This window comes from Microcella humidisoli (genome assembly GCF_024362325.1).
GTDB lineage: Bacteria > Actinomycetota > Actinomycetes > Actinomycetales > Microbacteriaceae > Microcella > Microcella humidisoli.
In genome coordinates this window covers 1,832,093-1,854,901 of the sequence record NZ_CP101497.1, presented here as the reverse complement: position 1 = coordinate 1,854,901, position 22,809 = coordinate 1,832,093, and the positions used below count along the sequence as shown (strand labels likewise).

25 protein-coding genes and 1 pseudogene are annotated in these 22,809 nt (G+C 70.9%); 4 read left to right on the top strand and 22 right to left on the bottom strand.

All coding sequences use genetic code 11. From position 1 onward, the window contains the following. Window positions 1–7: 7 nt before the first annotated feature. Window positions 8–2,119, bottom strand: a complete 2,112-nt coding sequence (locus NNL39_RS08965; RefSeq protein WP_255158948.1) for an MMPL family transporter — start codon at window positions 2,117–2,119, stop codon at window positions 8–10. 140 nt (window positions 2,120–2,259) lie between these two features. Here NNL39_RS08965 and NNL39_RS08960 point away from each other — a divergent pair, with 140 nt between their 5' ends. Next, the gene (locus tag NNL39_RS08960) at window positions 2,260–2,766 is read left to right on the top strand and encodes a MarR family winged helix-turn-helix transcriptional regulator (protein WP_255158947.1); all 507 of its coding nucleotides are present in this window, start codon (window positions 2,260–2,262) and stop codon (window positions 2,764–2,766) included. Here NNL39_RS08960 and NNL39_RS08955 read toward each other — a convergent pair. The 10 genes from NNL39_RS08955 to rplS all read right to left on the bottom strand — a co-directional run bounded on the left by NNL39_RS08955 (window position 2,763) and on the right by rplS (window position 12,272). Beyond that, window positions 2,763–3,698 (bottom strand): phosphodiesterase, encoded by a 936-nt coding sequence (locus NNL39_RS08955; RefSeq protein WP_322972907.1) that lies wholly within the window; start codon window positions 3,696–3,698, stop codon window positions 2,763–2,765. The genes NNL39_RS08960 and NNL39_RS08955 overlap by 4 nt on opposite strands. A 32-nt stretch (window positions 3,699–3,730) precedes the next feature. Next, complete coding sequence (gene dprA / locus NNL39_RS08950) at window positions 3,731–4,957, bottom strand: DNA-processing protein DprA (RefSeq protein WP_255158946.1); 1,227 nt, start codon at window positions 4,955–4,957, stop codon at window positions 3,731–3,733. A 24-nt stretch (window positions 4,958–4,981) separates the two neighbouring features. Next, on the bottom strand, window positions 4,982–5,221 hold the full coding sequence (locus NNL39_RS08945; RefSeq protein WP_255158945.1) for a hypothetical protein: 240 nt from the start codon (window positions 5,219–5,221) through the stop codon (window positions 4,982–4,984). Continuing rightward, entirely contained in the window at window positions 5,222–6,742 is a 1,521-nt protein-coding gene (locus NNL39_RS08940; protein WP_255158944.1) for a YifB family Mg chelatase-like AAA ATPase, read from the bottom strand. Further along, window positions 6,742–7,095, bottom strand: coding sequence for a YraN family protein (locus NNL39_RS08935; RefSeq protein WP_255158943.1), 354 nt, complete (start codon window positions 7,093–7,095; stop codon window positions 6,742–6,744). The genes NNL39_RS08940 and NNL39_RS08935 overlap by 1 nt, the downstream gene beginning before the upstream one ends. A 105-nt stretch (window positions 7,096–7,200) precedes the next feature. After that, window positions 7,201–9,924, bottom strand: a complete 2,724-nt coding sequence (locus NNL39_RS08930) for a hypothetical protein (RefSeq protein ID WP_255158942.1) — start codon at window positions 9,922–9,924, stop codon at window positions 7,201–7,203. A gap of 97 nt (window positions 9,925–10,021) precedes the next feature. Continuing rightward, window positions 10,022–10,345 (bottom strand): DUF2469 domain-containing protein, encoded by a 324-nt coding sequence (locus tag NNL39_RS08925; RefSeq protein ID WP_255158941.1) that lies wholly within the window; start codon window positions 10,343–10,345, stop codon window positions 10,022–10,024. 12 nt (window positions 10,346–10,357) lie between these two features. Next, window positions 10,358–11,038: a ribonuclease HII gene (locus tag NNL39_RS08920; RefSeq protein ID WP_255158940.1), complete on the bottom strand. Its 681-nt coding sequence runs from the start codon at window positions 11,036–11,038 to the stop codon at window positions 10,358–10,360. 24 nt (window positions 11,039–11,062) lie between these two features. Continuing rightward, entirely contained in the window at window positions 11,063–11,803 is a 741-nt protein-coding gene (gene lepB, locus NNL39_RS08915) for a signal peptidase I (RefSeq protein WP_255158939.1), read from the bottom strand. Between the two features lie 121 nt (window positions 11,804–11,924). Then, complete coding sequence (rplS, locus tag NNL39_RS08910) at window positions 11,925–12,272, bottom strand: 50S ribosomal protein L19 (protein WP_255158938.1); 348 nt, start codon at window positions 12,270–12,272, stop codon at window positions 11,925–11,927. A 252-nt stretch (window positions 12,273–12,524) separates the two neighbouring features. On the opposite strand from rplS, the gene NNL39_RS08905 reads away from it, so the two are divergent. Then, on the top strand, window positions 12,525–13,130 hold the full coding sequence (locus NNL39_RS08905) for a TetR family transcriptional regulator (protein ID WP_255158937.1): 606 nt from the start codon (window positions 12,525–12,527) through the stop codon (window positions 13,128–13,130). Further along, entirely contained in the window at window positions 13,131–13,898 is a 768-nt protein-coding gene (gene map, locus NNL39_RS08900) for a type I methionyl aminopeptidase (RefSeq protein ID WP_255158936.1), read from the top strand. It begins immediately after the preceding gene. Here map and NNL39_RS08895 read toward each other — a convergent pair. The 9 genes and pseudogenes from NNL39_RS08895 to ffh form a co-directional block, all read right to left on the bottom strand. Next, window positions 13,895–14,533: a hypothetical protein gene (locus NNL39_RS08895; RefSeq protein WP_255158935.1), complete on the bottom strand. Its 639-nt coding sequence runs from the start codon at window positions 14,531–14,533 to the stop codon at window positions 13,895–13,897. The two genes, map and NNL39_RS08895, sit on opposite strands and share 4 nt — an antisense overlap. After that, a complete protein-coding gene (locus tag NNL39_RS08890; RefSeq protein ID WP_255158934.1) occupies window positions 14,499–14,951 on the bottom strand; it encodes a hypothetical protein in 453 nt (150 codons plus the stop codon). Before NNL39_RS08890 ends, NNL39_RS08895 begins: the two co-directional genes overlap by 35 nt. Further along, window positions 14,948–15,631, bottom strand: a complete 684-nt coding sequence (gene trmD / locus NNL39_RS08885) for a tRNA (guanosine(37)-N1)-methyltransferase TrmD (protein WP_255158933.1) — start codon at window positions 15,629–15,631, stop codon at window positions 14,948–14,950. Before trmD ends, NNL39_RS08890 begins: the two co-directional genes overlap by 4 nt. A 10-nt stretch (window positions 15,632–15,641) precedes the next feature. After that, window positions 15,642–16,244: a ribosome maturation factor RimM gene (gene rimM, locus NNL39_RS08880; protein WP_255158932.1), complete on the bottom strand. Its 603-nt coding sequence runs from the start codon at window positions 16,242–16,244 to the stop codon at window positions 15,642–15,644. Further along, on the bottom strand, window positions 16,241–16,480 hold the full coding sequence (locus tag NNL39_RS08875; RefSeq protein WP_255158931.1) for an RNA-binding protein: 240 nt from the start codon (window positions 16,478–16,480) through the stop codon (window positions 16,241–16,243). Before NNL39_RS08875 ends, rimM begins: the two co-directional genes overlap by 4 nt. Window positions 16,481–16,623: 143 nt before the next feature. After that, window positions 16,624–17,034: pseudogene (gene rpsP, locus NNL39_RS08870) on the bottom strand (30S ribosomal protein S16); the annotation flags it as partial. A gap of 175 nt (window positions 17,035–17,209) precedes the next feature. Beyond that, window positions 17,210–17,998, bottom strand: coding sequence for an LLM class F420-dependent oxidoreductase (locus tag NNL39_RS08865; RefSeq protein ID WP_255158929.1), 789 nt, complete (start codon window positions 17,996–17,998; stop codon window positions 17,210–17,212). 5 nt (window positions 17,999–18,003) lie between these two features. Continuing rightward, entirely contained in the window at window positions 18,004–19,401 is a 1,398-nt protein-coding gene (locus tag NNL39_RS08860; RefSeq protein WP_255158928.1) for an amidase, read from the bottom strand. Between the two features lie 38 nt (window positions 19,402–19,439). Continuing rightward, the gene (gene ffh, locus NNL39_RS08855) at window positions 19,440–21,029 is read right to left on the bottom strand and encodes a signal recognition particle protein (protein WP_255158927.1); all 1,590 of its coding nucleotides are present in this window, start codon (window positions 21,027–21,029) and stop codon (window positions 19,440–19,442) included. Window positions 21,030–21,091: 62 nt separating this feature from the next. On the opposite strand from ffh, the gene NNL39_RS08850 reads away from it, so the two are divergent. Next, window positions 21,092–21,604: a gamma carbonic anhydrase family protein gene (locus NNL39_RS08850; protein ID WP_255158926.1), complete on the top strand. Its 513-nt coding sequence runs from the start codon at window positions 21,092–21,094 to the stop codon at window positions 21,602–21,604. Here the strand turns inward: NNL39_RS08850 and ftsY are convergent. Next, window positions 21,601–22,473, bottom strand: coding sequence for a signal recognition particle-docking protein FtsY (gene ftsY / locus NNL39_RS08845; protein ID WP_255158925.1), 873 nt, complete (start codon window positions 22,471–22,473; stop codon window positions 21,601–21,603). The genes NNL39_RS08850 and ftsY overlap by 4 nt on opposite strands. Continuing rightward, window positions 22,474–22,752: a DUF3039 domain-containing protein gene (locus NNL39_RS08840; RefSeq protein WP_255158924.1), complete on the bottom strand. Its 279-nt coding sequence runs from the start codon at window positions 22,750–22,752 to the stop codon at window positions 22,474–22,476. Between the last annotated feature and the right edge of the window lie 57 nt (window positions 22,753–22,809).

The window sequence follows — 22,809 nt, the reverse complement described above, 5'->3', positions numbered from 1 at the left end:
CGACGGCTCAGGCGGTGAGCGCCGGCTCGGGCATCCGCTCGGCCTGACCGTCGGCACCGCGCTGGGCGGCCTCAGCGTCGGTGAGCTCGGGGCGGCGCGGCCACCAGAAGCGATCCTTCGCGATGAAGGTCATGGCGGGCACGATGATCGTGCGCACGAGCAGCGTGTCGATGAGCACGCCGATGCAGACGATCACTCCGACCTGCGTCAGCGTGATGAGCGGCAGCACGCCGAGCACCGCGAACACCGCGGCGAGCAGGATGCCCGCGCTCGTGATCACGCCACCCGTCGCGGCGAGCGCGCGGATCATGCCTTCCGAGGTGCCGAGCATCGGCACCTCCTCCTTCGCTCGGGTCACGAGGAAGATCGAGTAGTCGACGCCCAGTGCCACCAGGAAGAGGAAGCTGAACAGCAGCACGTTCGTGTCGACGCCGGGGAACCCGAAGACGGTCGCGAAGAGCACCGATCCGATCCCGACCGCGCTGAAGAAGCTGGCCACGACCGCGACGAGCAGCAGCAGCGGGGCGAGCAGCGACCGCAGCAGGATGATGAGCACCGCGAGCACGAGCACGAGGATGAGCGGGATGACCAGGTTCTGATCCCGCTGCTGCGCGTCGCGCAGGTCGAGGCCCTCGGCGTCGATGCCGCCGACGAGTCCCGAGCCGTCGCCGAGGTCGTCGAGCGCGAGCCGCAGCTCGCCGATGATCGCGAACGACTCGGCGCTCTCGGGATCGGCGTCGAGCACCACGTCGATCTGGGCGATGTCATCGTTGAATGGTCCGGGCCGAGCCTCGACGACGCCGTCGACATCGAGGACACCCTCGAGCACCTCCTCGGCGTCGCCCGCGGGCACGATCACGACTGCGGGAGCCGTGCTGCCCGCGGCGAAGGCCTCCGCAATGCGCTCCTGGCCGAGCACCGCCTCGGGCTTGACGATGAAGCGATCGTTCTGCGCGAGTCCGATGTTCAGCGTGCTCAATCCCGCCGCGAAGACGCCCAGCAGGGCGAAGCCCGCGACCGCAACGACCACCGGCCGACGGCTCACCGAGCGACCGAGTCGGCCCCAAGGGCTCTTCGAGATGACGTCGGGCGAACCGTAGCGCGGCACGAGGGGCCAGAACAGCCAGCGGCCGAAGACCACGAGCGCGGCAGGGAGCACGATGAGCGCGTAGGCCATCGCGACGAGGATGCCGACCGCGCCGGCGAGTCCGAGCGAGCGGTTGCCCGAGAGCTCGCCGAACAGCAGGGTTGCGAGCGCGAGCGCGACGGTCGAGCCGCTCGCGATGATCGCGGGCCCGGCGCCCCGCAGAGCGATCGCCATCGCCTCGCGGCGGTCGGTGATCAGGCGAAGCTCATCGCGGTACCGCGCGATCAGCAGCAGGGCGTAGTTCGTTCCGGCACCGAAGACGAGCACCGACAGGATGCCGGTCACGGAGCCGTCGAGGGTGATGCCCGCCGCATCGGCCACGAGTCGCGCCACGATGCCGGCGATGAAGTCGGCGACGCCGACGACGGCGAGCGGCACGATCCAGAGGATCGGGCTGCGGTACGTGACGATGAGCAGCACGGCGACGACGAGCGCCGTGATGCCCAGCAGCACGAAGTTGGCGCCCTCGAACACGGCGGAGATGTCGACGAGGAAGCCCTCGGCTCCCGTGAACCACACGATGATGCCGTCGGGCAGTCCGTCGGCCGCGACGGTGCGGATCTCGTCGGCGCGCTCGGCCTGCGCCGAGACGCTGTCCTCGATCGAGAGGGGCACGACCACGAGCGCGGTCGTGCCGTCGTCGGAGACCGTCGGCGGCGGCACGAAGCCATCGAGAGCGATGTCGCCCAGCTCGACGGTGCGCTCGGTGATCGCGGCGAGGTCGTCGTCGCTGAGCTCACCGCTCTCGCGGCCAAAGACCAGGATGCCGCTCGTCGCGTCATCGTCGGCGAACTGCTCCTGCAGTGCTGCCGCCTTGACCGATTCCGCGGAGTCGGGCAGCCCCACCGGCGGGGCGGAGTCGGCGCTCTGATAGCCCGCCGCGACGAACAAGGCGGCGGTGGCGGCGATGCCGACGACGAGGACGATCCACGACGTCCGGGCCGCGGTGATGAAGCGCGTGATCGCGATCAAGGGAGTTCTCCTGAAGGGTGCGGGGCGGGGTGAGGGGCAGGATGGCGCGCAGCGCCGAGTATCGATCGGCGACCAAGCCACAGTTTACCTTGACCATCGAGATATTCGACCTTCGAAGAAGCTAGCGGTAGACTCATGCGGTGAGCCAATCGGATCAGCAGACTCCCAGCTTCGGCGAATCGCACGCCGCCACGCTGCTGCTGCGCGAGTTTCTCGACGTGACGAGCGACTTCGAGCGCTCCCTGGGGGACGAGCTCGCCGTGAACCCCACCGACCTCACCGCGATGCAGCACCTCATCGCGGCAGGGCCGCTGAGCCCCACCGCCCTTGCCGAGCGTCTCGAGCTCTCGTCGGGCGCGGTAACGACGGTGATCGATCGGCTCGAGTCGCTCGGGCACGTGCATCGCACCCCCAACCCCGACGATCGTCGGGGCACGATCATCGTGCCGACACCCGCGTCGGTCGGGCGTGCCATGGGTCGCATCATCCCGATGGTCACCGAGGTCGACAGCGCCATCCACGACTTCGACGAGCAGGAGCGTGCCGTCATCACGCGCTACCTGCAGCGCGTGGTCGACGCCTACCGCGACCACGCGGGGCCCGCGGAGCGTCCGCGTGGCTGGCGGGCCGACGCGACTCCGCGCTAGACGTCGCTCGCCGCAGCCTCGTTGAGGTTGAGGTGCGAGGTCTTGCTCGAGAGCTGCTCGAGCCGAACATCCGCCGGCATGGCGTCGATCATGGGCCGGTACTCGACCGAGAATCCCGTGACCTCGGGGAATGCCTCGAGCGGGATGGTCGACGTGACCACCTGATCGTCGTAGACGTGCACGAGGTCGAACGACTGGCCACCGTCGACGCCGCTGAGCAGGCGCGCCGCGTCGGCTCCCAGGTCGAGCGTGTAACAGGTGGCGGCCGCAACCGAGACGGGGATGCCTGCGAACGTGCCGTGGGTCGAGTAGTGCAGGTGACCGCCGAGGATGAGCCGCACGTCGGTGCCGCGCAGCACTGCGGCGAGCGCGGGCTGATCGTGCAGCTCGAGCACCGCCATGACCTCGAGCGGGGTGGGCACAGGGGGATGGTGAACGGCGAGCACCGAACCGTGCGGAGCGGGCTCGGAGAGCACTCCCGCGAGCCACTCGAGCTGCTCCGCTGAGATTTCACCGTGGTGGTAGCCGGGCACCGTCGTGTCGAGCGAGATGACGCGCAGGCCCCGGATGTCGTGCACGCGATCCTGGGGCGCATCCGTCTCGGGCTCATCGAACAAGAGCGAGGCGTACGGGGCGCGCTCGTCGTGGTTGCCCATGACCCAGATCACCTCGGCACCCAGTCGCTCGGCGACGGGATCGACGGCCGCGCGCAGGCGGATGTAGGCGTCGGGCTCACCGAGGTCGGCCAGATCGCCGGTGAAGACGAGCGCATCGGGACGTACCGGTCCGGTCTCGAGTCGGTGCAGCGCCGCGGCGAGGCGCTCCTCGACAGGAACCTTGCCGTAGAGCGCGCGACCGCCTCCGAGCAGATGCGTATCGGAGATGTGCACGAGGACGTGCCCGGCCGGTGGATACTGCCCCATCTGCGTCATGCGCCCAGGCTACCCGTGCTGATGAAGCCGCGTCAGGATCGGGCGCCCGCTCCGCCTGCCGCAGCCCGCTCGCGCGCAGCCGGTGTGCGGCGCCAATGACCGTCGGCCCCGAGCGTCGCCCGACCCTCGAGCTCGAGCACGCCGAGCGCCGCACGGATGCGGTCGGTGCTCTCGCCGACCGCTCGGGCGATCTCGCTCGGGTCGAGGCCCCGTCGCGGTCGGAGCGCATCGAGCACCCGGACATGCATCGGATCCTCCCTCGTCGCGCTCGGGTGGTGTGCGTCGCGACGATCGCCGCCCTCAGCCGCGGCGGTTGCCGGGACCGGCTCGGGCACATCGAGCACCCCATCGAGACCGAAGGCGAGCTGCATGATCTCGGCGACGCTCGTGACGCAGGTCGACGGCTCGGAGCGGAGGAACGCGAGGCACCCGGCGCTCGCGGCGCTCGTGATCGGGCCGGGGACGATGCCGACGGGCACCCCGAGCTCGAGCGCGTGGTTCGCGGTGTTGAGCGCGCCCGACCGCCGGCCCGCCTCGACGACGACCGTTGCCGCGGAGAGTGCGGCGATCAGGCGATTGCGCTGCAGGAAGCGCCACTTCGTCGGCGGGGTGCCGCACGGCACCTCCGAGAGCAGCAGCCCGTGCTCGGCGACCCTCGTGAGCAAGGCCTCGTGCCCGCTCGGATAGAAGCGGTCGATGCCGCCCGCGAGCACCGCGATCGTGGCTCCGCCGCTGGCGAGCGCCGCGCGGTGCGCCATGCCGTCGATGCCGTAGGCGCCACCCGAGACCACGACGACGTCGCGGGCGCTGAGCCCCGCCGAGAGCTCCATGGCGACATGCTCGCCGTACCCCGTCGCGGCTCGCGCCCCGACGATCGCGACGCCGGGCCGGCGCAGCAGCTCGACGTCGCCGCGCGCCCAGAGCAGCACCGGGGCGCTGTGCCCGAGCCCCGCGAGGGGCTCGGGCCAGTGAGCGTCATCAGGCACGAGCATGCGGGCACCGCACCGGGCGGCGCTCTCGAGACTGCGCATGACGTCCGAGGCGCGAAGCCGTTCGGTCCATCGCCGCAGCCCCTCGCTCGCCCGATCGATCTCGATCTCACCGCGGCTCGCATCGGCGATCGTCTGCGGTGCGACGCGGTCGATGACCAGGCGCGCGGCCGTGACGGGCCCGACCGCGTCGATGAGCGCGCCCGCGACCTTGTCACCTGGCTCGATGAGCACGCTCCAGATCGCGCGAGCGAACAGCGCGTCGAGCACGGTCGGCTCGTCGGGCGCGTCCGGCTAAGCAAGCGCGTCAGGCTCAGCAAGCGCGTCAGGCTCAGCAAGCGCGTCCGGCTCAGCGAGCGCGTCGAGAGCCTCGGCATCCTGCCACGCGGCGCCGCTCCCCTCGGCGTCGCCTTTCTCGGCATCGCTCCCCTCGGCGCGGCCTCGCTCGGCCTCGCTCCACTCGGCGTCGCCGCCCGGCCGCACGGCCGCGATCGCCGCCGCGATGCGATGCGTGTCGATGCCCCACATGCTCATTCAGATCCCCTTTCGCAGGTAGAGCGCTCGCCCGAGGTGGTCGGCGCTCGGTCGGTCAGCCCCGTCGAGATCGGCGAGGGTCCAGGCGACGCGCAGCACGCGGTCGTAGCCGCGCATCGTCAGTGCGCCTCGCTCGAGCGCTCGATCGAGTGCGGCGCGGTCAGCGGCGGCGAGCCGCCAGCGCGGCGAGCGCAGCGCCGGGCCCGGCACGTGGGCCGTCAGCGACCAGCCCTGATCACCCCAGCGCTCGCGCGCACGACGGCGGGCTTCCACGACTCGGGCCCGGGCTTCAGAGGTCGTGATGCCGCCGGCCCCTCCCTCCGTCATCTGGGCGACCGACACGCGACGCACGGTGAGGTGCAGATCGATGCGGTCGAGCAGCGGCCCCGAGAGCCGACCGAGGTAGCGGCGGCGCATGATCGGGGTGCACGTGCACTCGTCACCGCCGCCGTGACCGCACGGGCAGGGGTTCGCGGCGAGCACGAGTTGGAACCGCGCGGGGAACCGTGCGACCGTGCGCGCCCGATGAATGGTGATCTCACCGGTCTCGAGCGGCTGGCGCAACGCGTCGAGCACGGCGCCCGCGAACTCGGGCGCTTCATCGAGAAACAGCACGCCGTGGGCCGCTCGCGAGATGGCCCCCGGTCGCACGAGTCCGCTGCCGCCGCCGACGAGCGCGGCCATCGTCGCGCTGTGGTGCGGTGCTTCGAGAGGAGGCCGGGTCACGAGCGCGGAACCGAGAGGCAGCCCCGCGAGCGAGCGAATCGATGACACCTCGACCGCGGCATCGGGATCGAGATCGGGCAGTAGCCCGGGGAGGCGCGACGCGAGCAGCGTCTTGCCGGCACCCGGCGGGCCGAGCATGAGCATGTGGTGGCCGCCCGCGGCGGCGACCTGCAGGCCTTCGACGGCTTCGGGATGCCCGACGACGTCGGCGAGGTCACCCGGCTCGGCCGGCGGGGCAGGCGTCTCGGGCCCCGCCAGGGGCTCGACGGGCACCGGATCGAGCGTCGCTCCGTGCGCGATGAGCACGTCGCGCAACGACGCCGCCCCGATGACCCGGATGCCCGCCACGAGCCCTGCTTCGTCGGCATTGCCGCGCGGCACCACGACCGCCCTGGCCCCCGCCCGGCGCGCGGCGAGCACAGCGGGCAGCACGCCCGCCACCGGACGCAGCCGACCATCGAGCGAGAGCTCGCCCAGATGCACGATCTCGGCGATCGCCGCCGGGCTCACGCCGCCGGTCGTGGCGAGGGCTGCCACGGCGATGCCGAGGTCGAAGCCCGATCCGTGCTTGGGCAGCGAGGCGGGCGAGAGGTTGACGGTGAGCTTGCGCGTCGGCAGGTCGCAGCCCGAGTTCGCCGCGGCCGAGCGCACCCGGTCTTTCGCCTCACCGAGCGAGGTGTCGGGAAGCCCGATGATCGAGAAGGCGGGCAGCCCATTGGCGAGGTCGGCCTCGATCTCGACGAGAGCGCCGTCGACGCCGTGCAGGGCGACCGCGAGCGTGCGCGCGACAGGCATCAGCCGGCCTGCCGCACGTGGTCGATGACGACGCCATCACGCGAGGCGATGACGCCGATCACGTCGATGCGCAGCGCCGAAGCACCCCGCCCCGTGGCCGCGCACCACGCCCCCGCGAGGCGGCGCAGGCGCGCGAGCTTGCGCGGGGTGACGGCGTCGAGCGGATGCCCGAACCCGACGCCCGACCGCGTCTTCACCTCCACGACGACCGTCGTGGGGCCGTGCTGCGCGATGACGTCGATCTCGCCGATCGCACAGCGCCAGTTGCGATCGAGGATCTCGTACCCCTCGCGTTCCAGGTGCTCGACTGCGAGCTGCTCGCCCGTGCGGCCGAGCTCGTCTTTGCGTGCCATGTCGCCTCCCGCCGGGGAGCATGGCGGAGGGCGCGCCGAACCCGGGGCCCCGCTCGCGGGACCAGGCGGTCGGCGCGGGCGGAGCCCGGGTGTGAGGGAGCGGCGCTAGCGCCCGGCGGCCACCGGCTCGTCGACGAGCGCGTCGTGCTCGTCGTCACCGCGGCCGGTGAACTGCAGCACCGCCCACAGTGTGAGGGTGGCGACGGCGAAGATCACCATGACGAGCATCCAGAAGCCGACATCGGCGACCTCGCCCTCGGTGCTCGACGCCGTCGGCAGCACCACGAGCGCGAACAGCGTGGCGACGACGACGAAGGTCGCCGCCCACAGCCCCTTCGAGCGACGGAAGATCTCGTGGCCCTGCAGGAAGCCGAGCGGCAGGAGCGACGCGAGCGAGGCCGTGAGGCCTTCGGCCGCGGTCGCCACGAGCGCGTCGCTCACGAGCAGGTCGAGCACGGTCGGCTCGCCGCTCGCCACGGCCGCGAGGATCGAATACCCGACCCAGCCCAGCAGCGCGAGACCCACCGTCACGCCGACGCTCGTGAGCGTGGCGCGCACGCGGTACTGCGCGCCGACCCGCGTGAGCAGGTCGAGCCCGATCACGAGGCCGATGAGGAAGCCGGGCGAGAACTCGAGCAGGCGCGCGACCACGACACCGATGACGGCGAACAGCAGCGCGGCGGGCTGCAGGCTCACGCGGGTCGGGATGCTCCACACGCGCCGGATGATCGCCCCGCTGATCCACGCGGAGACGTAGGTGATGATGAAGAGCCCGATCGCGAGCGAGACCGTCATGCGCAGCGAGACGGGATCGAAGCCGTAGTCGGGATCGACGAATCCGAAGATGAGCGCCGTCAGCACGACGAGCACGGCGGCGGCGAGCGCGCGCGTGCGCGTGACCGCGGCGAACCACTCGGTCGCACGCTCCACGCGATCCTCGATGGCCGCGTACCAGCGTCCGAGGCGGCGCGTGTTCGACGCGAGCGTGCTGTTCAGCAGCTCGGCGGGAAACGCGACGAGCAGGAGGATCGCGAGGGCGAGCCCGCCCGCCGTGATCGCGAAGAGGGGGGTGCGCACGATGCGATCGATCGTCGGGATGCTGTCGCTGATCGCCGAGGGCGCCGCCGGGTCGCTGCGGTCCACGCCGTCCGACGACCCGCTCTCGCCCGCCGCCGCGGCGGCTTCGGTCTTCTCGGGAGCGCTGGACGGCGCGGTCTCCTTCGCAGGGTCGATCGCGGGGGCCGCGACGACCGACACCGGGATCGCCACGGGCGAGGCGACGCCGTCGGGGGGCGTGGCGATCGCGACGAGCGTGTGCTCACCGGGTTCGAGGTCCGTCGGCACCACGACATCCAGGGCGAAGGAGCCCGTGTCGCCGACGAGGGTCGATCCGAGCACTTGCGGGGTGGAGCGGATCTCGACGACGACCTCGGTGCCGGCGGGCAGCCCCGAGGCCGTCAGGGTCAACTGCTGGCCGGGCGTGAGCGGACCACCGTCGTAGCCCTCGAGCACCCAGGGCAGCGGGGTGGGCTCGACCGCCGGAGCCACCGGCGGCGCGGGCGCAGTGACCGTCACCGTGCGCGCCGCGGTGTAGGCCGAGAAGCCGTCGAGCGAGCGATCCGAGCTGACGAAGAAGTCGGCGGTGTCGAACCCGACCGACTGCTGCAGTGCCCGATAGCTCTCGGTTCCGATCGGGCGAGGGACGACGCACTGCCACGCACCACTCGGGCTCACGGTCGCGGAGCACACCCCGTCGCCGTCGGCATCGCGCACGATGGCCCGGAAGCCCGGCTGGCCCTGGCCCGAGAAGCGCACCTGCTGGTCGGCGAGCACGGTCGCGGCGAAGCTGGTCGGCGTCGCCGGGATGCGGACGTACTCATCGAGGGTCGAGAAGTACCGCTCCTCGAAGTCCTGCACCGTGTAGAAGTTCCAGATTCCCGCGGGCAGCGCGCTGACCGCGCAGTCGACGACGGGCGGGTCGCCGTCGGCCATGCACTCTTCACGCAGCGTGAAGCTCGAGCCCTCACCGTTGAGCACGGCCCGGTAGACCCGTGTCTGGAAGAAGGTGTCGGCGGCGCCCTGGGCGGTGAGCGTCACGCGCGCCGGACCCAGCGTGATGCCGCTCGTCGGCGGAGGCGGCACGAGCTCGCCGACGATCTGGTCGTCGGCCGTCGACCCTCCGGTGACGTCGTAGCCGTACGCCCGGAACTCCACGTCGCCCCAGGTCCAGAAGGGGTTCACGGTCGACGAGCACGACCAGTCCCCGGATGCGGACACCTCCGCCACGCAGTAGGTCGCCGAGCCTTCTCCCGCGAGGATCTCGACCTCGACCGTGCCGAAGGCCGGGCCGGTGCCCGAGAGCCCCGGCGACACGGTGGACCACTCGGTGCCCGACTCCGAGTATCCGAGCAGCGCCGGAGCGGTGCCCCCGACCGTCACGGTGACGGCATTGCTCACGGGACTCGGGATCTGGTCGACGTCGGCGGCGTCGTACGAGGTCGCGGTGAGCTCATACCGGCCGGGGCCCGCCACGGTGATGTCGCAGCTGTACGTGGTGTCGAAGTACGCCACGAGCACGCTGCATCCCGCGGAGTACGCGCCGTTGATACGGGCCTCGACCGTCACGACCTGCTCGATGCTCTCGGCCAGATCTCCCGAGACGGTGAAGGTCGTGGCGACGGTCTCGAACCCATCGGTGGGAGCGGTGATCGACGGCGCGCCCGGCGCGGCGTTCGCGACGGTCACGCCAGCGATCACCGAGGCACCGGCGAGAAGGGACACGGCCGTGGCCGTGGCGAGTCGACGAACGAACGAGCGTGAACGCAGCACGGGATTCCTGCCTCGGGTGTCAAGCTTCGGCGCGCGGGGGGACGGCCGTCGTCAGAATAACCCGAGAACGTTTCGAACGTATGACGAATTCGCGCGACTACTCGTCGAGCGCGAGCTCCTTCGGCAGCTTGAGCTCCTTCTTGCCGAGCTCTTCGACGTTGACGTCTTTGAAGGTCAGCACCTTGACGCTCTTGACGAAGCGGTCGGCGCGGTAGACGTCCCACACCCACACGTCGGTGAGCGTGAGCTCGAAGTAGAAGTCGCCGCCCATGTCGCGCACGACCTGCTCGACCTCGTTCGCGAGGTAGAAGCGGCGCTCGGTCTCGACCACGTACGAGAACTGCGAGACGACATCGCGGTACTCGCGGTACAGGGCGAGTTCGACCTCGCGGTCGTAATCGTCGAATTCTTCGTCGTCCATGGCGAGTCGAGTCTAGACCGTCGCGCCGGGGGCGGGGTCGAGACCGTCGAGGAGCGACGGCGCGCGCAGCCAGGTCACGCGATGGCGCGGCGATGCCCCGTGCGCAGCGACCGCCGCCAGGTGGTCGGGGCTGCCGTAGCCCTTGTTGCCGCTCCAGCCGTAGACCGGCCAGCGTTCGTGATCGGCCACCATGAGCGCGTCGCGGTGCTGCTTCGCCACGACCGATGCCCCTGCCACCGAGGCGCAGTCGCGGTCGGCCTTGACGCGGGTCAGGATGCGCAGCGGCGAGCTGAGCGCCGGCGTTAGCCAATCGTGGCTGCCGTCGAGCAGCACCGTCGACGCACCGACATCGATGCCCGCCTCGTGGAGGGCGATGAGCCCGCGACGGGCGGCCATGCCGAGCGCGGCGACGATGCCGTGCTCGTCGATCTCGGCGGGCTCCGCCTCCCCCACCGCCACAGCGGCCGCCCAGGCGTGCACAAGAGGCTCGACCTCGGCCCGCCGCGCGGGGCTGAGCAGCTTGCTGTCGCGCAGGCGGGCGGGCGGAGCATCCACCCCCGGAAGGATCGCGCACACGCCCACCGCGACGACGCCCGCGATCGCTCCGCGACCCACCTCGTCGACCCCGATGACGACGGGCGCGCCGGCGGCGAAGAAGCCCTGCTCGACCTCGAGGGTGGGCGCCGCGCTCACGTCGAGCCGATCATGCTGCGCCGGTCACTCGGCGCGCTCGACCCCGTCGAACACGATCGGGTAGCTGTCGATCCACTGCCAGCGGTCGATGGGCCAGCTGATGACGAAGGCGCGCCCGACGACATCGGCGATCGGCACGACGCCGTTGAAGCGCGAGTCGGCCGAGTCGTAGCGGTTGTCGCCCATGACCCAGAGCGTGCCCTCCGGAACGTCCTCCTGGAAGTCTTGCCCGCTCACGTCGGTCGTGCCGCCCGGCAGCGTCACGTAGGGCTCGTCGAGCGGCACGCCGTTGATGCTCAGCTGCCCGAGGTCGTTGCAGCACGTGATGCGGTCGCCCGGCAGCCCGATGACGCGCTTCACGAGGTGCTCGTCGCTGTCGGAGGTGCTGAGCCCGATGAGGGAGAGCACCCAGTCGCCCGCCGCGGCGAGCGGGGCCTGCGGCGTCTCGGGGGTCGCGGGGAGCCAGCCGCCCGGGTCGCGGAACACGACGACGTCACCGCGCTGGATCGGCACGACGTCGGGCACGAGCTGGTTGACGATGATGCGGTCGTTCACGAGCAGGGTGTCTTGCATCGACTCGGAGGGGATGTAGAACGAGCGGATCAAGAACGTCTTGATGAGGAACGAGATGACGAGCGCGGCGACGACGATCACCAGCACGTCGCGCAGGAACAGCAGAACGCTGCGGCCCCGGGTCGTCGTCGCGCGGTGCGACGGCGCCGCGGTGGATGCTGTGCCCGCGGCGGGCGGATTCTGCTCTGTCATGACTCCCCAGGTGCTCCCCGCCAGTCTAGGCGGCTACCGGCACGCAGCTTCAGAGGACACGAACGACCGAGGGCCTCGCCGACGAATCGACGAGGCCCTCGAGAGTGGCGCGGAACGCGGATTACGCGTCGCGCTTCTCCTTGATCTTGGCCTTCTTGCCGCGCAGGTTGCGCAGGTAGTAGAGCTTGGCGCGGCGCACGTCGCCGCGCGTGACGATCTCGATGTGGTCGATCACGGGAGAGTGCACCGGGAAGGTGCGCTCGACGCCGACCTGGAAGCTCACCTTGCGCACCGTGAAGGTCTCGCGGATGCCCTCGTTCGAACGGCCGATGACGACACCCTGGAACACCTGGATGCGCGAGCGGCTGCCTTCGACGATGTTGACGTGCACCTTGACGGTGTCGCCGGGGCGGAAGTCGGGGATGTCGGTGCGCAGCGAGGCGGCGTCGACGTGGTCGAGGATGTGCATGGTGATTCGCTCTCTGCAACCGCCACAGGTCGATCGCGGTTCCGGGGAAATTCGAAGAATCGCACGGCACTCGCAGATCCACGGCTCCCCTGTGGCAGAGCCGTGCCGAGGCACAAAGAGAAATGATGCCACATCGCGCGCCCCGCGCCCAATCAGTGAAAGGATGTTCGCACAGGCAAGAAGGACGTCGGGGGACGATCCAGGGGGTACACCATGAATGCACAACCGGCACTGGCGACCGACAAAGTCGTCATGCGCACCGAGCCCATCCAGCAGCGCAGTGCAGAACGCATCACGCTGCTGCTCGATGCGGCAGCCACGCTCATCGACGACGCGGGCATCGACGGCGTCACGACGAGCGCGGTGGCGAAGCGATCGACATCGTCGGTCGGCGTCGTCTACCGATACTTCCCGAACATCCAATCGCTGCTGCGGGCGCTCGCCGCGCGCAACATGGAGCGCTACCTCGAACGCGTCTGGCAGGGCGTCGAGAACTCCCCGCCCGAGCCGTGGTCATCGTTCGACGCGACGCTCGACGCCTTCATCGACATGACGCGCCATGAGCCGGGCTTTCGCGCGCTGCGCTTCGGTGACGTCATCGACCAGCGCTTCATCAGCCCCGAGCTGAGCAACAACGCGATCCTCGCGCGCGAGTTCGCCTCCCAGGTCGGCCGCACCTACGACTTCGAGCCCGACGACGACATCGTCTTCCACCTCGAGGTGGCGATCGAGATCGCGAGCGGGCTGCTCACGCGGGCCTTCCAGCTCGACAAGAATGGGGATGCGCGCTTCATCGAGGCGACGCGCGACCTGTGCGGCACGTACTTGCGCACCCACATCCCCCTGCCGAGGACGTAGATGATCGAACTGCTCACGCCCGCCGAGATCGACGAGATGCGACCGGCGGGCCGCTTCGTCGCGAGCGTGCTCACGGCCACGAGCGCGGCGGCCGACGTGGGCGTCAACCTGCTCGACCTCGATGCCCTCGCGCACGAGATGATTCGCGCGGAAGGCGCCGACAGCTGCTACATCGACTACCACCCCTCCTTCGGCGGGTCGCCCTTCGGCAAGGTCATCTGCACCTCGGTCAACGACGCGGCCCTGCACGGGCTCCCGCACGACTACCGGCTGAACGACGGCGACGTGCTCTCCCTCGACTTCGCGGCCTCGGTCAACGGCTGGGTGTGCGACTCGGCGCTCACGATCGTCGTCGGCACGCCGCGACCGGAGGACCTCGCGATGATCAGCACGGTCGAGCGCGCGCTCGCGGCGGGCATCCAGCAGGCGCGCCCCGGCCAGCGCATGGGCGACATCTCGGCGGCGATCGGCGACGTGGCGGCTGACGCCGGCTACCCCGTCAACCTCGACTTCGGCGGCCACGGCGTCGGGCGCACGATGCACGGCGACCCGCACGTTCCCAACGACGGCCGCCCTGGCCGCGGCCTCAAGCTGCGTGCGGGTCTCGTCATCGCGATCGAGCCCTGGTTCATCCCCGACACGGATGAGATCTACACGGATGCCGACGGCTGGACCTTGCGCAGCAGCACGGGCAGCCGCGCCGCGCACGCCGAGCACACTGTCGCGATCACGGCCGACGGCCCGATCGTGCTGACCGCGCGCGACTAGCCGGCAGCGGTCGGAGGCGGAACCGGGCCCGCCGCCCAGTCCACGACGATGTCGCCGGGCCCTTCGCCCCTGCGTGCGCGCAGTCGCGAGCCAGGATAGAGCACGGGGAGGGACGAGGCGGGAACGCCGTTGCCGACCTGCGTCTGATAGGGGGTCTCCGCGCCGTCGATGACCGTCAGCGTGAGCGCGTAGACCGGGTCGCCGGAGGGCGCCGTCATGCCGAGCGGCTGCGCCTGCACGAGCACGACCTCGACCGGCCGACCGGTCTCGAGAATCGACGCCGCGGTCGTGTCCCCGTCTCCCGCCTCCACGCGAACCTCGGGGGGCTCGGTCGCGAAGTCGAGAGCGATGCGGGCAGGGTTCGCGGCGTCGACGCGCACCGCAACCCACGCGCGGCCGGAGGCGAGCTGCGGGATGTACACCTCTTGCACCCGCTGCACCGCGGTGGCGGTGTAGGGCTCGTGACCGTCGCGGTAGACCTGAACCGTGAAGGTGCACTTGCGCTCGGGAAGCGCGTTCATGACGCTCATGCTGAGGCTCGAGGACGAGAGCGCGAGGATGTGGCCGCGGGCCAACTCGCCCGCGGTCAGCAGGCTGCCGTCAGGCGACCCCAGAAGATTCGAGAGCCAGTTCATCGGAGGGTCCTCCGTCGGAGTTCGGGCGGCGCGATCGGATCGTCGTCGAGACCATCGAGGCGAATGCGGTCGCGGCCGCAGCGATCAGCAAGGGCCAGAGCAGATAGCCGAGGAAGAGCAGGTCGGGGCTGGGCGAGATGGCGAGGATCGCCACGACGAGCGCGAACTCGACGATGAGCAGCAGCTTCTCGCCCACCGTGAGCATGGGCGGGCGCCGCAGCATGACCGCCACATGGTTGATCGTGAGCGAGAGCGCGATCCCGGGAAGCACGAACGAGCCCGTGATGAGCGCCTGCAGCGTCGGGAGCGCACTGAGGTCGCCCGTGAACTGCAGGTACCACGCCGCCACGCCCGCAACGCCGGCGAGCACCGCCACGAGCGGCTGCGACCACAGCCACATCCGCTCGCCCGCCGTCATGGCTTCTCGATCAGGTCGGGGCGGATCGCCCGCGTGCGCGCGAGCTGCTGCTCACGGCGCCAGTCGGCGACCGCGCCGTGGTTGCCACTCAGCAGCACGGGCGGCACCTCGAGCCCGCGCCAGGATGCGGGCTTGGTGTAGCTCGGGTACTCGAGCAGGCCGTCTTCGTGGCTCTCCTCGGTCAGGCTCTCGGGGTTGCCCACGACACCGGGCACCAGCCGCGCGATCGCCTCGATCATCGCCATCGTCGCCACCTCCCCGCCGTTGAGCACGTAGTCGCCGATGCTGAGCACGCGAACCTCCGTGCGCTCAGAGTAGTGGTCGACGACGCGCTGGTCGATGCCCTCGTAGCGACCACACGCGAACACGAGGTGCTCGCGCACGGCGAGCTCGCGAGCCTGCCGCTGCGTGAACGGATGCCCGGCGGGGCTGGGCACGATGAGCACGCTGCGCGGGGTGAGCAGCGCATCCAGCGCCTCGCCCCACGGCTCGGGCTTCATGACCATGCCTGCTCCGCCCCCGTAGGGCGTGTCGTCGACGGTGCGGTGGCGATCGTGGGTGTGGTCGCGCAGGTCGTGCACGCCGACCTCGATCACTCCCGCGGCGCGCGCGCGCCCGAGCAGCGAGACATCGAGCACCCCGAAGAACTCGGGGAAAATCGTGACGATGTCGAGGCGCACGCTCTGCAGTCTAGGCAGAGGGGGCGACGTCGGCCTCGGGCTCGGCCCGCGCCGGGTCGTCGCTCGTCGCCTCGTCGTCGGGCAGCTCTTCGAAGAGGCCCACGGGCGGCGTGATCGTGACGGTGCCGGCGGCGATGTCGACCGCGGGCACGATGGCGCTCACGAAGGGCACGAGCACGTCGCGCTCACCCGACCGCACGACGAGCAGGTCTTGCGCCGGGAAGTGCTCGACGCGGGCGACGGTGCCGACCTCGACGCCGTCGCGCAGCGCGCGCAGGCCCACGAGCTGGAAGTCGTACCAGGCGTCGGGCTCGTCGGGCTCGTCGGCGTCCTGATCGATCCAGAGGATGGCCTTGACGAGGCTCTCGGCCCCGGTGCGGTCAGCGACACCCTCGAAGAAGCCGACCGGTTGGCCGTTGTACCAGCGCAACTCGGCGAGCGTGAGCGTCTTGCCGTGCCACGGCGAGCTCGTCGGCACCTGCAGGGTGAAGACGGCCCCGGGCGTGAAGCGCTTGTCGGGGTCGTCCGTGAAGAGCTCGAGCTTGAGTGCGCCCTTGAGCCCGTGAGCCTTGGTGAGGCGACCGACCCGCAGCTGCTGCGCGGGGGCGCTCAAAGCTGATCGGTGTCGACGACGTCGACGCGCACGCGTCGCCCGTCGGCGAGCGACGAGATGACCGTGCGGAGAGCCTTGGCGGTGCGGCCACCACGGCCGATCACGCGGCCGAGGTCCTCGGGGTGCACGCGCACCTCGAGGACCTCGCCGCGAGCAGAGCTCTGCGCGACGACGGCGACATCGTCGGGGTGATCCACGATCCCCTTGACGAGATGTTCGAGCGTGTCAGCGAGCACGTGCGTCAGGCCTTCTCAGCCTCGGCGTCGTCGGCGGGAGCCTCAGCAGCAGCCTCCTCGACGGGGGCCTCCTCCGCGGCGGCCTCGGCCGGGGCCTCGACGGGGGCCTCAGCGGCCTCCTCGACGACCTCGGCGGCGGGGGCCTCCGCGGCCTCGTCAGCGGCGGGCGCCTCGGCGACCGGAGCCTTCTCGGCGACGGGCTTCTCGGCCTTGGGCTTGAGCACCGGCTTCTTCTTCTCGTCCATGACGAACGCGGCCTTGGGCTCGGCGAACTTGACGGTGCTCTTGGCACCCTTCTCGCCCTTGAACATGCCCCAGTCGCCCGTGAGCTTGAGCAGCGCGAGCACCTGCGGGCTCGGCTGGGCGCCGACGCTCAGCCAGTACTGGGCGCGCTCGGAGTTGACCTCGATGACCGAGGGCTCCTCCGTGGGGTGGTACTTGCCGATCTCCTCGATCGCGCGACCGTCGCGCTTGGTGCGCGAGTCGGCGACGACGATGCGGTAGTACGGTGCACGGATCTTGCCCATGCGCTTGAGGCGAATCTTGACAGCCACGTTTCTCCGAAATGTGTGAAGGGATGAGTTGCGACCGGCTGCGTGGGGCACACTCGGCGCGAAAGCTCGTGATGGATGCTCGCGCTGCCTGATTAGAGGGTCGGGCGCGCGAGCACTCGACCCCCTATTCTGGCAGATTTTCGGCGACGCCGCCGCCGAGGGTGGTGCGCCCCGCTCAGCGGTGCCCGTCGCGCCAGCTCAGCCACTCGCGCACGGGTGCCATGTCGAACTCGGGGCCATCGAGCCCGAGCGTGAAGAGCGTCGCCCCGACGGCGTGCAGCTCGTCGGCCTGCTGCATCGTGCGCTCGCGGATCTCGACCGAGATCTCGACCTCGCGCACGTCGCGCCCGACCGCCTCCCCGTGCGCCGCGAGCACGCCGAGCTTGTGCTCGAGCGTCGGCACATCGGCGAAGGAGTGCCAGATGTCAGCGTGCTGGGCAACGATGCGCAGTGTCTTCTTCTCGCCGCCGCCGCCGATGAGGATGGGGATGTCGCGGGTGGGGGCGGGATTGAGGCGCGACCAGCGATCACGGATGATCGGCAGGGCGTCGGCCAGCGCATCCAGTCGGCCCCCGACGGTGCCGAACTCGTAGCCGTACTCGTCGTAGTCGCGCTCGAACCAGCCGGAACCGGTGCCGAAGATGAACCGGCCCGTTCCGCCCTTGGCGCTGATGTGGTCGATCGTGCGGGCCATGTCGGCCTGCAGGTTGGCGTTGCGGTAGCTGTTGCAGTTGACGAGCGCGCCAAGCTCGGCGTGCGTCGTCTGCTCGGCGATCGCGGCGAGCATCGTCCACGACTCGAAGTGCAGGCCATCAGGCTCGCCGTACAGCGGGAAGAAGTGGTCCCAGTTGAAGATCACATCGACCCCGAGGGCGTCGAGCTCGGCGGCCGCGTCGCGGATGCGCTCGTAGGAGGTGTGCTGGGGCCGCAGCTGCACGCCGAGGCGCACGGGTCGAGAAGTCATGCCTCTCAGCCTACGGTCGCGCCCGCAGGCGCGGTGCGCACCCAGGGGTTCGCCGCCTCGAGCTGCCCGGCGACGCTCAACAGAAGCGCCTCTCCCGCGCCGTCGGCAGCGGGATGCGCCACCAGCTGCACGCTCAGCGGCACCTGCGCGCCCTCATGCCACCCGGCGGGCACGGCGGCGGCCGGCCACCCGAGCAGGTTCCACAGGGCCGCGTAGGGTGCGTAGCCGATGTTGGCGCGCAGGTTCGCGACCCAGCCGCGCCGGTGCCAGCCCTCGGCGACCGGGCCGGGCTGCGCGAGGCCCGGCGTGAGGATGACATCGACGTTGGCCGTCGCGGCCTCGACACGCGCCCGCAGGCGGTCGACGGGGCCGGCGCGCAGGCCGCCGAGCCGCCGCAGCACGCGGCCCGCGCGCACGTGGGCGCGCACGCGCGGCTCGAGGCGGCGCACGTCGAGCCCCTCATGGGCGGCATCATCGGCCGCGCCGGCGAACCAGCGCGCGAGCACGGGCAGGGGGTCGGACGGGTAGGGGATCGTCAGTTCGACGACCTCGTGCCCGGCGGCCCGCAGGGTCGCGGCGGCGCGCTCGGCGGCCGCCTTCCATTCGGGGTCGAGTGTCGCGAGCGGGGTCGGGATGCCCGTCGCGAGCCCGATGCGCAGCGGGCGCGGGGCCGCCATCTCGGCGAGCGCCGGGCGGCCCGCCATGACGGAGAGCATGAGCGCGGCATCCTGCACGGTCGTCGCGAGCGGACCGTTCTCGCTCATGCCGAACCAGCTGTGCGCGCCCATGTCGGCGGGCACGAGGCCCGAGCCGGGCTTGAGGCCGACGAGCCCGCAGTTGGCGGCGGGGATGCGGATGGATCCCATGCCGTCGGCGGCGTGCGCGACGGCGACCATGCCGCTCGCCACCGCGGCGGCCGATCCGCCCGACGAGCCGCCCGAGGTGCGCTCGGGGTTGTGCGGGTTGCGGGTGGTTCCGTAGACCGAGTCGGTCGTGCCGAACACGCAGAGCTCGGGCACGCGCGTGATGCCGACGACGATGGCTCCCGCGGCCCGCAGGCGGACGACGACCTCGTGGTCGGCGGGTCGGGGCTCCGCGCTCGTGGCCGCGCTGCCCTCGCGCATCGGCTCGCCGGCGACGGGGATGTTGTCCTTGATGGCGATCGGCACGCCCGCGAGCGGCAGCGCCTCGCCCGCGGCGACCCGCGCATCCACGTCGGCGGCCTCGGCCAGCGCCTGCTCAGCGCGCACCACCTGGAAGGCCCCGAGGGCGGGGTCGAGCGCGGCGATGCGGGCGAGCGCGGCGCGAGTCTCGGCGACGGCGGTCGTGGTGCCGGCGCGCACGGCGGCGGCGGTGTCGACAGCGGTCAGAGCGGGTGCGGGCACGGCGTCGGGCGAGCTCATGGCATCACCCTACGTCGCGCGCCCGGGCCGCTCGACCCTCAGCGGCCGAGCAGCTTCTGGATGGTCGCGAGATCCTCCGCGCTCGGCTGCGCGCCAGCGGGTGCGCCCCCGCCGAGTCCGAATCCGGCTCCGGATGCGCCCGCCGCCGTACCGGGCTTGAGCCCTTGCGCGCGAGCGGCTTCCTCGGCCGCGCGCTTCGCCGGGTTGCCCGACTTCGACGCGCCCTTGCCCTTCTTCTTCGCCGCGGCCTTGCGGGCCGTCGCCGCTCCCCCGCCGCCGCCCATGCCGGGCATCGGGCCCATGCCGGGAATCTGCGGCATGCCGCCCTTCGCGACGGTCTTCATCATCTTCGCCGCCTGCTCGAAGCGTGTGACGAGCGAGTTGACCTCGGTGACGGTCGTGCCCGACCCGCGGGCGATGCGCAGGCGACGTGAGCCGTTGAGCAGCTTGGGCACGCGTCGCTCGGCGGGCGTCATCGACTGGATGATCGCCTCGGTGCGCACGAGCTCGCGCTCGTCGAAGTTGTCGAGCTGCTCGCGCATGCCGCGCGCGCCCGGCAGCATGCCCAGCATGCCCTTGATCGAGCCCATGTTCTTGAGCTGCTGCATCTGAGCGAGGAAGTCTTCGAGCGTGAAGCTGTCGGTCGCGAACTTCTCGGCCGTCTTGCGCGCGTCTTCTTCATCGAAGGCCTTCTGGGCCTGCTCGATGAGGGTCAGGATGTCGCCGAGGTCGAGAATGCGGCTCGCCATGCGGTCGGGGTAGAAGGGCTCGAAGTCGTCGAGGCCCTCGCCCGTCGAGGCGAACATGATCGGTCGGCCCGTGATGCTCGCGACGCTGAGCGCGGCACCGCCGCGCGCGTCGCCATCCAGCTTCGACAGCACGACGCCCGTGAAGTCGACGCCGTCTTGGAAGGCCTTCGCGGTCGTGACCGCGTCTTGACCGATCATCGCGTCGATGACGAAGAGCACCTCGTCGGGGTCGACAGCCTTGCGGATGTCGGCGGCCTGCTTCATGAGCTCGGCATCGACGCCGAGTCGGCCCGCCGTGTCGACGATGACGACGTCGTGCAGCGAGGTCTTCGCGTGCTTCAGCGCGTCGGTCGCGACCCTGACGGGGTTGCCGACACCGTTGCCGGGCTCGGGCGCGAACACCGCGACCCCGGCCTGCTCGGCCACCACCTGCAGCTGCTGCACGGCGTTGGGTCGCTGCAGGTCGGCCGCGACGAGCAACGGCGTGTGGCCATCCGCCTTCAGCCACTTCGCGAGCTTGCCGGCGAGCGTCGTCTTGCCGGCACCCTGGAGGCCCGCGAGCATGATGACCGTCGGCGGGTTCTTCGCGAACTCGAGTCGACGCTGCTGACCGCCCAGAATGGCGATGAGCTCGTCGTTGACGATCTGCACGACCTGCTGCGCCGGGTTGAGCGCCTTGTTGACCTCGTCGCCGAGCGCCCGCTCGCGCACCGCCGCAGTGAAGTCCTTGACGACCGGCAGGGCCACGTCGGCGTCGAGCAGCGCGCGGCGGATCTCGCGCACCGTGCCGTCGACATCGGCGGGGCTGAGCTTGCCCTTCGTGCGCAGCGCCGTGAAGGTCGCGGTGAGCCGGTCGGAGAGAGTGCCGAAAGTCGCCATAGTGGCCCCATTCTAGGCGGCGGGCTCTGGTTGACTGTGGGCACCGACCCTCAGGAGGCACCATGCGACGCGCGATCTTCGGTCACGACCCCCAGGTGGATGCCACGGCGTGGGTCGCCCCGACCGCGACGCTCATCGGCCAGGTGCGCATCCACCCGCGCGCCTCGGTGTTCTACGGTGCCGTGCTGCGCGCCGATCGCGACGCCATCGAACTCGGCGAGGGCTCGAACCTGCAGGACAACGTGACCGTGCACGGCGACCCCGGCAAGCCGACGATCGTCGGCCGCGGCGTGAGCGTCGGCCACAACGCGATGCTGCACGGCTGCACGATCGAGGACGACTGCCTCATCGGCATGAGTGCCACGGTGCTCAACGGCGCGGTCATCGGGCGCGAGTCGCTCGTCGCCGCCGGCGCCGTCGTGCTCGAGGGCACGTTCGTGCCGCCGCGGTCGCTTGTGGCAGGCGTGCCCGCGAAGGTGCGGCGCGAGCTGACCGACGACGAGGTGGCGGGCATCCGGCGCAACGCCGAGACGTACCTCATGCTCTCGGCCGAGCACGCCGCGCTCGAGCGCTAAGGCACCAGGCTCGCGGCGAAGACGTGGGGCGTGAAGCCCGTCAGGTCGCCGATGCCCTCCCCCTGACCGATGAGCTTGATCGGGATGCCCGTCTGCTGCTGCACACGCAGCACGAAGCCGCCCTTGGCCGAGCCGTCGAGCTTCGTGACGACGAGCCCCGTCACCCCCGCGCTCTCGATGAACGCCTCGGCCTGCGCGAGGCCGTTCTGTCCGGTCGTACCGTCGAGCACGAGCAGCACCTCGGCGATCGGCGCGAGCTTCTCGATGACGCGGGTGACCTTGCCCAGTTCATCCATGAGGCCCGCCTTGGTCTGCAGCCGGCCAGCCGTGTCGATGATCGCGATCTCGACACCGTTGTCGATCGCGAACTGCACCGTCTGATAGGCGACGCTCGCCGGGTCCTGCCCCGCGTGCTGCGGCCGCACGACCTGCGCTCCCGCGCGCTCGGCCCAGGTCGCGAGCTGGTCGACCGCCGCCGCCCGGAACGTGTCGGCCGCGCCGACGACGACCGTGCGCCCGTATCCGGTCAGGAATTTCGCGAACTTGCCGATCGTCGTGGTCTTGCCCACACCGTTGACCCCGACCACGAGAACGACCGCAGGGCGGTTGCTGAGCGTCAGCGTCGGGTCGTGCGCGGCGAGACGCTCTTCAAGGGCCTCGCGCAGCATGCGCTTGAGATCGCGCGGATCGGTGGTCTTGTACTTCGCGACGTTCGCGCGCAGCTCGTCGAGGATCTCGTCGGCCAGGTCGGGCCCGAAGTCGGCGCCGATCAACGCGGACTCGAGGTCGTCCCACGTGTCGTCGTCGATCGTCGGGTTCGTGAAGAGGCCCTTGAGGGCGCCGCCGAGGCTCCAGGTGCGGTCGGCCACCTACTCGTCGCGCATCTTCTCGTAGATCTTCTGGCAGTCGGGGCAGATGGGGAACTTCTCGGGGTCGCGCCCCGGCGTCCACTTCTTGCCGCACAGAGCCCGCACGGGCTTGCCGGTCAGCGCCGACTCGATGATCTTGTTCTTGGGCACGTAGTGCGAGAAGCGCTCGTGGTCGCCGTCCTCCAGCTGCTCCTCGTTCAGCAGCTTCTCGAGCTCGCGGTCGAGCACATCGGTGCCGCCGCCCTGGCCTGCTCCGCCCGGTTCGTCCAGTGTCGCCATGCCCTCAGTCTACGACGGGGCCGGATGCTCGCGCCGGGCGATCCGCCCGCCGCGCCG

Bases quoted from the DNA above. Each gene is read 5' to 3' on its own strand.
- NNL39_RS08955 (WP_322972907.1), bottom strand. From the start codon at position 3,698: ATGACGCAGATGGGGCAGTATCCACCGGCCGGGCACGTCCTCGTGCAC.
- NNL39_RS08945 (WP_255158945.1), bottom strand. From the start codon at position 5,221: ATGAGCATGTGGGGCATCGACACGCATCGCATCGCGGCGGCGATCGCG.
- NNL39_RS08940 (WP_255158944.1), bottom strand. From the start codon at position 6,742: ATGCCTGTCGCGCGCACGCTCGCGGTCGCCCTGCACGGCGTCGACGGC.
- NNL39_RS08935 (WP_255158943.1), bottom strand. From the start codon at position 7,095: ATGGCACGCAAAGACGAGCTCGGCCGCACGGGCGAGCAGCTCGCAGTC.
- NNL39_RS08925 (WP_255158941.1), bottom strand. From the start codon at position 10,345: ATGGACGACGAAGAATTCGACGATTACGACCGCGAGGTCGAACTCGCC.
- lepB (WP_255158939.1), bottom strand. From the start codon at position 11,803: ATGACAGAGCAGAATCCGCCCGCCGCGGGCACAGCATCCACCGCGGCG.
- rplS (WP_255158938.1), bottom strand. From the start codon at position 12,272: ATGCACATCCTCGACCACGTCGACGCCGCCTCGCTGCGCACCGACATC.
- NNL39_RS08905 (WP_255158937.1), top strand. From the start codon at position 12,525: ATGCGCACCGAGCCCATCCAGCAGCGCAGTGCAGAACGCATCACGCTG.
- map (WP_255158936.1), top strand. From the start codon at position 13,131: ATGATCGAACTGCTCACGCCCGCCGAGATCGACGAGATGCGACCGGCG.
- NNL39_RS08895 (WP_255158935.1), bottom strand. From the start codon at position 14,533: ATGAACTGGCTCTCGAATCTTCTGGGGTCGCCTGACGGCAGCCTGCTG.
- NNL39_RS08890 (WP_255158934.1), bottom strand. From the start codon at position 14,951: ATGACGGCGGGCGAGCGGATGTGGCTGTGGTCGCAGCCGCTCGTGGCG.
- NNL39_RS08865 (WP_255158929.1), bottom strand. From the start codon at position 17,998: ATGACTTCTCGACCCGTGCGCCTCGGCGTGCAGCTGCGGCCCCAGCAC.
- NNL39_RS08860 (WP_255158928.1), bottom strand. From the start codon at position 19,401: ATGAGCTCGCCCGACGCCGTGCCCGCACCCGCTCTGACCGCTGTCGAC.
- ffh (WP_255158927.1), bottom strand. From the start codon at position 21,029: ATGGCGACTTTCGGCACTCTCTCCGACCGGCTCACCGCGACCTTCACG.
- NNL39_RS08850 (WP_255158926.1), top strand. From the start codon at position 21,092: ATGCGACGCGCGATCTTCGGTCACGACCCCCAGGTGGATGCCACGGCG.
- NNL39_RS08840 (WP_255158924.1), bottom strand. From the start codon at position 22,752: ATGGCGACACTGGACGAACCGGGCGGAGCAGGCCAGGGCGGCGGCACC.